Origin of the sequence: Crateriforma spongiae (genome assembly GCF_012290005.1) — a bacterium.
Lineage (GTDB): Bacteria > Planctomycetota > Planctomycetia > Pirellulales > Pirellulaceae > Crateriforma > Crateriforma spongiae.
In genome coordinates this window covers 371566-383864 of sequence record NZ_JAAXMS010000001.1, presented here as the reverse complement: position 1 = coordinate 383864, position 12299 = coordinate 371566, and the positions used below count along the sequence as shown (strand labels likewise).

Genomic DNA, 12299 nt, shown 5'->3' with positions numbered 1-12299 from the left:
CGCTTGTGAACCCTGCATCGACGATTTCGTTCCGTCCAGGACGTGTTTTGCGTGGCTCCGGTCCCAAGTGGCGACTCCACCAGAATCCGGCAGCGGCGACTGATGCCGCGACCGCATCGGTCCGTCTTGCCCGCCCGAATCGCGTCCGCGACGGGCGTTTGGGGATGAAGGTTTTGTGTTTTCGTCGGGTATCGGCATTGACTGGCGGGTCGCCAAGGGTGACAGTTGAGATCAGTTTGGCACCACACCAAACGGCGGGTAGCTGGATCGGACCGTTTTCTTTCCAAATCGCCGTTGGGAAAAGGAGGGCTTTCGCCTCCGTGGTGCTGGTTCGTAGGGTTAGTTTTGTGACGAATATCTATGTCGGGAACTTAGCGTTCTCAGCAACTGACGACGATTTGCGTGGTGCTTTCGAGCAGTACGGTCAAGTCGACACGGTAAACATTATCATGGACCGTGAGACGGGCAGGTCTCGTGGTTTCGCCTTTGTCGAAATGTCAGACGACGAAGGTGCCAAAGAGGCAATCAGTAATTTGAACGGCGCTGCAATCGCCGGACGAAACGTGACAGTCAATGAAGCACGTCCCCGTGCACCCCGAGGCGCGGGCGGTGGCGGTGGCGGCCGCGGTGGTTACGGCGGCGGCGGTGGTTACGGTGGCGGCGGCGGCGGTCGTGGCCGCGGCGGTGACCGTTATTGATCGAACCGGGCCCGTTTGTTGGGCCAACGATCAATGTTCATCCGTGAATGAATGCCGTGTTCATTCAACCGAATGAACGGGCGAAGCCAAATCGATAGTTGAATTGCGAGGGAAGACGACCGGTCGGTCGTCTTCCCTTCTTTTTTGCGCCCGGCCGGTTGCTTCGACCATGGCTTTCGCATCAATCAACATCAACGGTTCAGGTTTCCCAAGCTTTGAAACGTTGTGTCACGCTTTGCATCGCGGACCGGTTCTTTTCCAACAAGGCCAACCCGGTCAATAGGGCAACCCCCGTTGTGATGCCGAAGGCCCACCACGGCCAAACCGCGTCCAACGCCTGGCCGGCGTGATAGACCATGCTGATCAATGCAACCAACACAAAGATGAAGCCAAGTACCAGGAAGGAACGCCAACGCAAAGCCGCGCCCAACAGCATTCCGGCCAGTGCCAACAGGATCAGTACGATCGGGCCGGCAAGCGTTTCTCCGATCCCGGCGAAAAGCATGTCGGCGGTGCTGCTTAGGTAAATCACCAAGATCGCTGTCGAACGAATGGCCGCCGATGTCGTGGGATCGCTGTGTTTGCGGTACAGCTGATTGACCACCAGCACGCAAACCGCCGGCGGGATCAGCCAAGCTTGTGGGTGCTGCAAAAATCCCCATCCGGGAACCTGGATCAGCCAAACCCACAACGCAAGGTTCCCCATCACGATTCCGACGATGCGTGACGAACGCTGTTTCCAAAGTATGGAAACCGCGATGTAGAACGCCGATGCGATGGCCAGAATGTATTGATAGCTGACACCCGTTTGCCCCAATAGCCAGCTGTCCGCTTGTCCCAGCAACTGCGAACCGGGACGATTGAAACTCAGCCAAAAGCCCACAAGCGGAATCAATGGCAGGAATAAGGCGGTGCGTCGCAGTTCACTTGCCAACACACGGTCGCCGCGTCGATTCGCCCATTCGGTCAAGCCGACGCTGACGAACGCAAGGAGCATCACGATCCATGGCCAATAGGGACGCAATCCAAGGACCGCCCAATCACTGCGGCACAAATACAGGTGCCCCCATGTTGCCAGTGCCAACAATTGCGTCGCGTCGATGCACAACCGACGCCATCCGTTGCTCAGGTGCAAGCGTTCGCTCCAACGACCGGACGCGCCACTGGCCACACTGGTGACGGCCAGGGCGACACTGAACAGCCCCAGAACTGCGGCGACCAACATGATCAGGGCATCGTCCAGAGTTGCAATCCCGACGCCCGATTCGTGGATCATGAGCTCCATGATCAGCATCCCGACCAACGACGCGAGGGCGATGCCCAGCGTCCAAATCGATCCGCGTCGCAGCGTGGCTTGCCAGTAGCCGGCCATTCGCTGCCCCAGAATCCACGGCAACCACCAGCCGATCATGAAGGTGGCCAATACCATGGCCAGGAACAACCGCATCACGAACTGCAGTGCCGGCCAAGGCTGATCGGCCGCTTGCAACCATGCAAACGTCCCCAAAGCCACGATCAACAGGCCCATCCCCAGATCACGCAGACGTTCCGACGCACCCGGCCAAGCGGTTCGTGCCCATTCGGCCAATTCAAATTGGCCGATGACGACCATCGCGATGACACCGATTCCCATCATCGCGGCGAAATCATCCGACGCATCGATACCGACCATCGCCGTCCCCATACCGGCGACCGCTAGCAACAACGCGACCACACAAAACGCGCGAAGAAAACGATGCAGCGTGATGGGTGAACCTCCCGCCACGGATCGCAGTACCGATACGGTGTTGCCAGCGATAAACGTCCACATGGTGATCGTGGCCGTGGTGGCAAATAGAGCGATCGGCCACCCGCGTGACATCGGGATTTCCAGCGATAGAGTGATGCGAACCGCTGCACTGAACGCCGATGCGGCCAGCAAACCGACCCACAACAAGGACGTGGCGCGACGGCTTGCACGACGCCCGGCGGTGGCCAGCACCGACACGACCGATCCGAGCACCAAAACATCGGCGAAAATGTTGGCCGGCCAACGCACTTGGTCCTGAGCCCCCAACAAACTGTAGAACCCCAAAGATCCAATCAAACCGATCCAAGGTGCCGCATCGGGCACCCCGCCAAACCGCCGCGCTTCGTCTGGGCGATCGGCCGCCGCCAATCGCCAAAAGACCAACCACGTCGCCAGCCAACCGACCCACGTGGCCACTGTTTCCGTAGGCGTCACCGTATTGCCCAATCGAATTGCCAGGAAAGGCAATCCGGCGAACACCACCAACCATCCCAAAACGCGACCGAGCGCAACCACAGTGCGGTTCATCGATGGATCACGGCCGATCGTGGTCACGGTCAGACCGCCAAGAATCAAGGCGGACAGCTCAATCGCGGCTCGTATGTTTTCGAACGACTGCGTTTGGATCCCCGGATCGCTGAAGACGGACACCACGAATACGCCGACCGACAACACGATCGCGTGCAACAGGTCAATCAGTTTGGATGATGGATCCTGACGACGATTCCAGACCACACGCCCGAGCGATCCGGCACCCGCGACTAACAAGATCATCGCCCAGATCATTACTGTCGCTTCCGAAATCACCCACCCTGCATTGGTGGCCCCCGCGACGCACACCGCTGCGATTCCGGTCAACATCAGTGGCCACGGCAGTGTTCCCCAGTGCATCGGCAACGGATCCGATTTCAAAGCGATCCCGCGAACGCAGTGGCGATGGATACCAAACCACCGAATGAATCGGTCGCCGAATGACCAACAAGCCGCCACCGCCAGGGTCACCATGACCGCGACGGCCGAATCGAAACCATCCAACGGCTGCCCACCGAGCATCAAGACCAACGCCGCACCGGCGACGAATACCGCCATCCCCCATACCGAAATCCACAGCACGCTGACCGCCGATGCGACGGAGACATCGACAACTTTGGATGCACCGCTGGGGCCGACCCTTTGCAGACTTCGCTTACAGCGAGGCCACCCCAGGACCAATACAAACAACCATCCCATTGCCGCCAGAGCCACCCACAGCGAGAGAGTGATCGCATCCGAAATGCCAAAGCAGGGCAATGCCAGCCCCAAGGTCACCGGCGGAATCAAAAGCGTCGTGGTCAAACCATTGACTGATCGCTGCAGCGTGGCCCATGTCCCACCGACGACGGCCGTTGCCATCAACCAGACCGTCAATATCACAACCGTCAATCGATCCACGGGATAGCCAGCGGTCCAGGGTTCCCACCAACCTTGCTTCCACAGCAATGGGGCCGTCAGGGCCAGGACGCCGAATGCGGCCACTGCGACGCTGGAAGCTACCTTGGATTGAGATCTGAAAAGCCAGGCAATTGCACCGGAGATCAAAAGACTCGTGCTGCCCGCCAACATCCATTGATGATCGGAGGCATGTCTGACCGACAGGGCGATGGCGACGGACGCCCAAACCGTCATCACCGCAACGAGAGCACAGGACAATGTCCCCCACCCATCCGATGTCCGACGTGCCAGCGTCTGCCAAGCGATCGTGCCGGCCAAATGCATCGTCCAAATCGCGGCACCAAACAACGTCAATACGATGACATCTCTGCCGGAGGTCGGATGTCCCAGTCCGACCAGCATCCGTGCTAACCAGACCAAGGTCGCCAGGCACAGTAACGTGGACGCCACCGTCCAATAAATCCAAATCGACTGGGCCGGCGCGCGATGGATTCGGATCGTCGCCGACGTCACCGATAACCGCCGGACCGGCAATGACCGCAGCGTTTGCCACACGGCGACGCCAGAAAAGATGCCGGCCCAACCGAACAAGCCGCGTGTGCTGATGATCGCATCGAAGGTCACCAACCAATCGGACATCCGAGTCACGATCGGCAAGGCCAACGCCACGGTCGCCGTTATCGGAGCGACCAATGTCAATCCCAACGGACGTCGTTCAAGCGGAGAAACGACGGCCGTCATCGCCAAAATCATCGCGATCGACGATGCCGATATGCCAAGGTGCCAATCGGAAGGTCCCACAAACATCACGACGCCGATCACACAGGTGGCGATTTGTGACACGATACGGACGGGACGAATCCAATCGGTCCATTTTTGATTTGTCAATGCATCGCAAACGGCCAGCCCGACCACCCAGAGTCCGGTCACCCAAACCGCCGGTCCGCCAATAAAGCATTGCCACCGCGCCACGCTTTGGAAATCGCTGTTGCCCAGCCAAGCGGTCGACGTTGTCACCGATGCAATCCAAAGCGATGCCAGGGTGACAATGGCCATCGAACGAAGATTCATGATCCAGGCCAAGACCGACGCCGTGCCGGCTAGCACGATGGCCCAAGTCCAAATCAGCCCGACACCACTGAACGCGGGCACAAACATCACGGCCACAACCAGACATGCAATGCCGATGATCGTATCGGCAATCATGCACAACGGGATGCGGCGCGAACGTCGGGCATGAAAGTGAATCACCGATGCCATCGATAGCCAAGCCGGAATCGTGGCCAGCGCCAGCCAGACCAACGTTTTGGCCGTCACGGAATCCGTTGGCCCGTTCAATATCACGACGACCAAGTACGTCACCAAACATGCCAGACCGAAGACTCCAAGTCCGATGGCAACCAATCGCCTGGAGAACATTCGGGGCCGCAACCCACGCTGTGGATCATCAGATTTTGGCTGGACGCGACGCACCCAAGGTTCCCACATCCATGCCGCGGCAACCGCCGATGAAACCACACCCACAAAAACCGCCAAGCCCTGCGGCACCAGGGTCGAAGCCACCGTCGGCACCAGAGGAATCATCAGTGTGGGGCCCCACAACGAAAGCGCCGCCGGAACACCCAGCTTGGATCCGAACAAGACCTTGCACGCACGCAGCAATAGCCATCCGTACACACAAGCACCGGCAACAACGGTGGCCAACGTGACCGGGTCGACCAGGGAAACGCCAGTCCCGTACTCGCCGGTTGCCGCCAAGCCCGCCAGCACGGACAGCGGCACCAATAGACTGGCGATCACCAAGATGGCCCGACTGGTCGCTTGAACTCGCCAGCGGCTGAAGGTGTAAAACCCAGCGGCGAAAATCGATGCGTTGGCGGCCATGAAGATTAGCGAAGGCACCACACGGTGCGTCGCTGTCAGCGTGTGCCAAAGGCTGACCACCAGCCCGATCGAACACACCACGATCATCGCGCCGGCGACCAGTTCGCCCCATCGGATGTTGCGGGTTGCCATGAACCGGCTGACCGATTGGGACAACGTCGTTGTCCGATCTGACGTGGCAACGCTGGTTGGCGACGTCACCGCATCGTCGACGACTTGTCCGACGAATATCCCTGATTCATTCGGCTGTGCCGACGATGGTGCTTCGTCGTCTTGACCGGTCCCCGAAGTTTCTCGGACGGCATCGTGTGGCTGGGGATCGTACGACGCTTCGGGATCGATTCCGCCGGCATCGATCGCATCAAGTTCGGATTCGAACTCCTCCGCTTGTTCGGGTGATGCTTCTTCGGGCGATGCATCGCGATCGGGCACCAAGTATGGCATCGGATCGGGGAAGTGATCTTCGGCCAGCCGGATCCACTGATCCCCTTCGCCCTGTTGCAAGACGCCTTTCCATTCCAGCCGGCGAACCACCACGCGGAAATCGACCAGCGGGTCTCGCTGCACCGGTTCCTGCGGTCGCTTTCGTCCCAGCAACGTCGCCACGTCGTCATCCGCCCCGCCGATCATCGCTCGCACGACCATGGCACAAATGACCCAGGCCCCGTGGCCCAACGCCATCATGATGAACAGGCCAAAAACGACGGCGATAAATGCACTCATAGGACGGCTGGGGGTGGGCGGCTGTTCACGACCGATTCTTTCGGGCACTGCGATCAACAGAGCCCATTGTGAAACCGACGCTGCGCTACTTTTTCGGTGTTCGGTGGTCTGGCGGGGCAAAGTCGCTGACCGGCCGATCGAGTAGATCCCGCGAATCACCTAAACTGTGGCGATGACATCCACCGGTCCCGGAACGAACGACGAAGCCGATCCGCCACCGACGCTGCTGCCGCAGTCGGACGCGCCGGCGGAATCTTTGGAATCGATCATGGCCGATTTCTTGCAGTTGGCTGAAAGCGGTCAGACGCCCGATCCGCATCAGATCTTGCGTCGCTATCCGCAACATGCCGACGAACTGCGGAGCTTCTTTGACAACCACCAGTGGATGGCTGGGGATCCAGAAGAAACCTGTGATAGTTCGCCACCAGCGGGCGCCAATGTCACCGATGCGGGCGAATTGGTCGGACACCGGGTCGGCCCGTATTGCATCGAAAGCGAAATCGCGCGTGGCGGGATGGGCGTCGTCTATCGCGCGCGACAGTCCGGACTGCAGCGTCCCGTCGCCCTGAAACTGATCGGCAGCGGCGTGTTGGCGGGTCCGGAACAGCGGATCCGATTCCGCAACGAAGCCGAGGCGGCCGCCAATCTGCAACATCCCGGGATCGTGCCGATTCACGAGACCGGTTCTTGGCAGGGCTATGAGTATTTTTCGATGGCCTTGGTCGAAGGTCCCACGCTGCAATCATGGGTCCAACAAACACGTCAACACATCGACGACGGCGGAGTCCGCGGGCAAAGCTATGAAGCATTGGCGACCGTGGTGCGAGACATCGCCCGCGCGGTGGCCTATGCGCATGACCATGGGATCGTGCACCGTGACCTGAAGCCGGAAAACATTTTGATGGCGGATGGAAACCGGCCAATGGTGACCGATTTTGGGTTGGCCAAGTGGCATCGCGAAGGCACGGTGGTCACGCGTACCGGTCAAGTCTTGGGCACGCCCAATTACATGAGCCCCGAACAGGCGGCCGGATTCAGCGACGGTGATTGTCGCGTCGATGTGTACGCCTTGGGGGCAATCCTTTATGCGTTGCTTTGTGGACGGCCACCGCACGAAGGCCCCGCCGTTGCCGAAGTCTTGCGTAGTGTTCTGCAAGACGAACCGATCGCGCCGCGTCAAATCTGTCGCGACGTTCCCCCGGACCTAGAAGTCGTCTGTTCGACCGCGATGCGATTCGCACCCGACGATCGTTACGAATCTGCCACTGCGATGGCGGACGACTTGGATCGATTCTTGCGAGGCGAAAACTTGGTGGCCCATCACAGCGGCATCGTCGATGTGGTGACTCGCGAACTGCGACGTGATCAACACGGTGAAGCGTTTCAACGTTGGGGAGGTCCGCTGCAACTGATCGGTCACATCGTGCTGACGGCACACGTGATCATTTTCGCGCTCCAGCAGTATGGTTGGCCGCGTTGGTGGTCCGTGTGGCTGCCAAGGCTGATGATGCTGGGCGCAATTTTGGGGGTGATCCACTGGGCACGCGGCGGGGCAATGATGCCACGGACCGCCGCAGAGCGTCCTCTGTGGTCGATCTGGCTGGGCTACTTGGCGGCACTGGGCATGATCAACCTGTTGATGATCTTTGGCGGCGTGGACCCTCGCGGCCTGTTTCCCATCGCGGCGGCGATGAGCGGGTTCGGTTTCATGGCCATGGGCGGCCACGTCTGGGGCGTATCCGCGGCGTTGGGAGCCTCGTTCTTGGTGGTTGCCGCGTTGAACGCATGGTTTCCGGCGGTGGCACCCTTGATATTCGGCGGCATGTGGTGGATCGCGTTGGCGGTATTGGGACGTCGCTATCGTGGTCACCATCCCCAGGATTCTTCCCTAATCGATTCGTGAATCACGGCCCGATCAGACGTCACAGTCGTTACCAGTGGTGTTTCCCGAATTCGGCACGGGACGATCGCGAACCACCCGACCGGACGCCGAAACAGGAGGGTGTCGCAAACGGCTGGAAAGGATTCGTGCCGTGCCGACCCCGCCCCGAAAGGATTCGACATGCGAATTGCCATCTTCACCGCGGTTGTCGCGGTCATGACGATACCGGCCAGCGCCCATCATCCAAATCGCGAAACCACGCCCGTCATCCCGCGGGTCGACTTGCTACCGCCGCTGGGCAACTGCCTGCCCGAAGGTTATCGCCGCAAATACAATCGACCGACCTACATCGGCGGCAAGATCGCGTATTACATCGCACCGTCCAGCCAGGAAGCGATGGCGTGGCACCGTGCGGAGCACCGCGGCGATTATGAGTGCAAACGCGGCCGCGTCGTGCCTCAGTACTTCTATCAAAAGCCGTATGAGGCGTTGAAAATTGGGGGCCGCAAAGACGTCAACGCACCGGCACGGTCCGAACAGACCAGCCCGTCGGATCGTTTAGAAGACGTCCAATTGCGTGAAGTCGACGAGAAGCCCGCCGGTGACATGTTGCCCGAGCTGCCCGTTGCACCCGAGGAAGACGACTTGGACTTTTCGGCCTTGGAATTGATCCCATTGCGATAGTCGATCATCGTCTGTCCGGTCGCGATTTCCGGCGTGGTGGGCCCGCGAAACACGCATGTGAAACCGTGCCGGCATCGAAGTGACGGATTCTTGAGAAAGTTTCCAGGAACCGTCAAAGTTTGACAGCGGGGCTTCCGATAACTGCCCGTGGACGAGGTCTTTTCGCCAATCGTTGGTGGACGGTGTACGCGAAGACGACCTCGGTGGGGGGCTTTCCAATTAACGGCCCGCATTGCGGGAACACGCCATGCCGACGAATCGGCACGCCGGTCGATTGACCGACGTCTGACGGGTGTGTTTCACAGCGGCACCGCGACAGGGAAGCCCGGAGCATGAATCGCTCGCTGTTTCGACTGACTGCATACTTGCAAATCGGCCTGACGGTCTTGTTGGCCACCGGCTGCGCGCCGACGCAACCTTTCTTTTTGAAAGAGTCGCCGGAGCTGCAGCACTATCTGAACACGGCCACCCAGATCGAGTATCCCGATGTGGAAGTCGAAAGCCTCGCGGAAACTCGCGAGGCGTTGCCGCCGTTGTCGATCAACAACCACGATTACCAGTTCTGGGATCTGACGCTGGAAGAATGCGTCAACATGGCGCTGCACAACGCCAAGTTCTTGATCACCACCAACGGCATCGCCGAGCAACGCGCCAACACCGCGGAACAGTTCATCGCTGGCACCTCCGATCAATTCGGCAGCGTTTACGACGTGGCCATCGCCCAGTCGACGACTCAGTCGATCCCGTTGACAGTCGACGGTAACGGCAATCGCGTGCTGCCCCGTGGCGTGCTGCGAGCCAACCAGGTCGGCGGGGTGGAAGACGCCTTGGCCGAATTTGATGCCCAGGCGACCGCATTCTTTGACTATCAAAAAGGCGACCGTCCGAACAATGTGCTGCCCGGCAACGTGTTCAACCCGGTGTTCGCCCAGTCGGACACGGCCACCCAACAATCGGCAATCAGCAAACGATTCGCCACTGGTGGCGTGGCAACGCTGCGTCAACAAATCCTGTATTCGCGAAACAACACCCAACCCAACAGCATCGCACGATCGGTCGCCAGTGACTGGACCGCCATCGTCGAGGCTCAGGTTCAACACCCGTTGATGCGAAATCGCGGCACACTGGTCAATCGCATCCCGGTCGTGTTGGCCAGCCTGAACGAAGACATTTCAATCGCCGAATTCGAACTGCAGGTCCGCAACTTGGTTCGCGACGTGGAAGTCGCGTATTGGGACCTGTACGTCGCCTATCGTGCATTCGCCAGCGTTGCCGTCGGCCGAAACAGTGCTCAGGTTACCGCGGACTTTGCGAAGCTGAATATGGAAGAAGGCATTGGCACGATCCAAGACTTGAAACAAGCCCAAGGCCAATACCACAGCTTCCAAAACCAACTGGTCGGAACACTGACCGGGTCGAATGTTTTGGGCCAAGACCGATTCGGCGTGTTCGGTCGCGAACGGCGTCTGCGTGAACTGATCGGACAATCGGCCACCGACGGACGTTTGATCCGACCGATCGACGAACCGACGATCGCCCGCGTCGAACACGACTGGTTCGTTTCCACCGCACAAATGCTTTATCTGAACGCTGAACTTCGCCAAACCAAATTCCGGATCAAGCAAAGCGAACTGGAATTGATGTTAGCGAAAAACCAAATCTTGCCTGAAGTGAACCTGTCGTTGCTGTACCGCTGGGTCGGTGTGGGTGACCAACTGGGACCGCCGGAACGTCGTGCACAGAACTTCCCGCTGCCCGGCAGTAGTGCGTTGGGGGAATTGACCGAGGGCAATTACCAGGAAGGCGGCGTCCGACTGGAAATCACTCCGCCCGCGTTCGGTGCCCGTCGTGAACTGACTCGCATCAACGGTGCCGAATGGCGACTGGTCCGCGAGAAAGCCAACTTGCAAGAAAAGGAACGCTTGTTGACGTTCTTGCTGTCCGACGCGATCACCAAGACGGCCACCCACTATCGTCAGATCCAGATCTCCGCCGCACAGTGGGCCGATGCGGAAGACGAAGTCGACGCACGCTTGGCCAACTTGAAGGAAGGCCGTGGGGACACCAACGTCGTGCTGCAAAGCCAACAACGTCGGGCCGACGCCCAGATCGCTTACTACCGTGCGGTCGGCGAGTACAACAAATCACTGAACTACGTCGATTACCTGGTCGGCACGCTGTTGGTCAACAACGGCATCACCGTCAGCGAAGGCCCGTGGCATGAAAAGGCTTACTGTGACGCCTTGGAACGTGCCCGCGAACGTAGTGCGGGTTACCACCTGGAATACGGCGTCACCCGGCCCGCGGTGGTCCGTCGTGGCCCGGTCCAGTCGGCCGACGCTGCGGCCCAGATGATTCCCGGTCCCAACGGCGGAACTGTCGGCAGCACGATGGCCCCCGGCATGACCATGTCCGAAGGCAAAGTGATCAGCGACACCGTCTTGAGCGGTGACGGTGCCTTCGTGCCAGATTTGCCCGAATCGATGGCCCCGACCTTGTCGGACGCCCTGGGTGATTCGACCGGCGATGTCCTTTACGGAGCTCCGGTGGATCGTTTAGAAACCGTCCCGGGTGCCCAACCGACGCCGGAAACGTTTGAGGCACCGATCGGATCGGGGACGATCGATCGCAGCCTGCCTGCACCGCAAAACGGTCCGTCCGCCGAAGTCCGCCAGATGACCTATCACTGGAACGGTGGCGGTGATTCGGGCGTGTCGCAAGCGTCGCCCGCGGCGTCCCCCGCCGCAGCATCCCGATCGACGACGAAGGTTGAAACCTCACCGGCACCGGCACCGGTGCGACGCGTCCCGTTGCCACGCTGACGCCTAGCTTCATCGGCGGTCGATCGACCGCCGGTGACCCATCACACATCCGTTAGGGGCGGAGGTTTGAAAAGGGTCGTCGCTCGCGCTAGCGAACGGGGCCGACCACTTTTCCGCACGACAGGTTCGAACGCGTCTTTTCTAGACCGTTCGAACCTATCGTCGTTTCCGGGGTGTCATCCGTCGCCACAGTGACCTGTCGCGATCCGGTGAATCGTTGCGGTCCTCACAACCGTCAACCCTTTGATGATCATGGTGTTTCGTTGTGCACCTCTCGGGCCCGCCCGCTGCGGACCGTAAGCGATATTCAGGCAGGGGATTCGGTCGCGGGGAACCGATCAGCGACAGGCCAGCGGTGCCTGCCCGATTCGCACCACACCAAACCA

Annotated in this window: 5 protein-coding genes; 4 read left to right on the top strand and 1 reads right to left on the bottom strand. The window is 59.8% G+C overall.

Going from position 1 to position 12299, the window contains the following annotated elements; all coding sequences use genetic code 11:
• The first annotated feature begins 347 nt into the window (after positions 1–347).
• Positions 348–698, top strand: coding sequence for an RNA-binding regulator (rbp, locus tag HFP54_RS25900; protein ID WP_315853826.1), 351 nt, complete (start codon positions 348–350; stop codon positions 696–698).
• Positions 699–897: 199 nt separating this feature from the next.
• Here the strand turns inward: rbp and HFP54_RS01445 are convergent, their stop codons facing one another.
• Positions 898–6525, bottom strand: a complete 5628-nt coding sequence (locus HFP54_RS01445; protein WP_168563800.1) for a hypothetical protein — start codon at positions 6523–6525, stop codon at positions 898–900.
• 172 nt (positions 6526–6697) lie between these two features.
• Between HFP54_RS01445 and HFP54_RS01440 the strand changes: the two genes are divergently transcribed.
• The 3 genes from HFP54_RS01440 (at position 6698) to HFP54_RS01430 (ending at position 11913) form a co-directional block, all read left to right on the top strand.
• Positions 6698–8428, top strand: a complete 1731-nt coding sequence (locus HFP54_RS01440; RefSeq protein WP_235951178.1) for a serine/threonine protein kinase — start codon at positions 6698–6700, stop codon at positions 8426–8428.
• A 159-nt stretch (positions 8429–8587) separates the two neighbouring features.
• Positions 8588–9091 (top strand): hypothetical protein, encoded by a 504-nt coding sequence (locus HFP54_RS01435; RefSeq protein WP_146411865.1) that lies wholly within the window; start codon positions 8588–8590, stop codon positions 9089–9091.
• 332 nt (positions 9092–9423) lie between these two features.
• Positions 9424–11913: a TolC family protein gene (locus HFP54_RS01430; protein WP_168563799.1), complete on the top strand. Its 2490-nt coding sequence runs from the start codon at positions 9424–9426 to the stop codon at positions 11911–11913.
• The last annotated feature ends 386 nt before the right edge of the window (positions 11914–12299 follow it).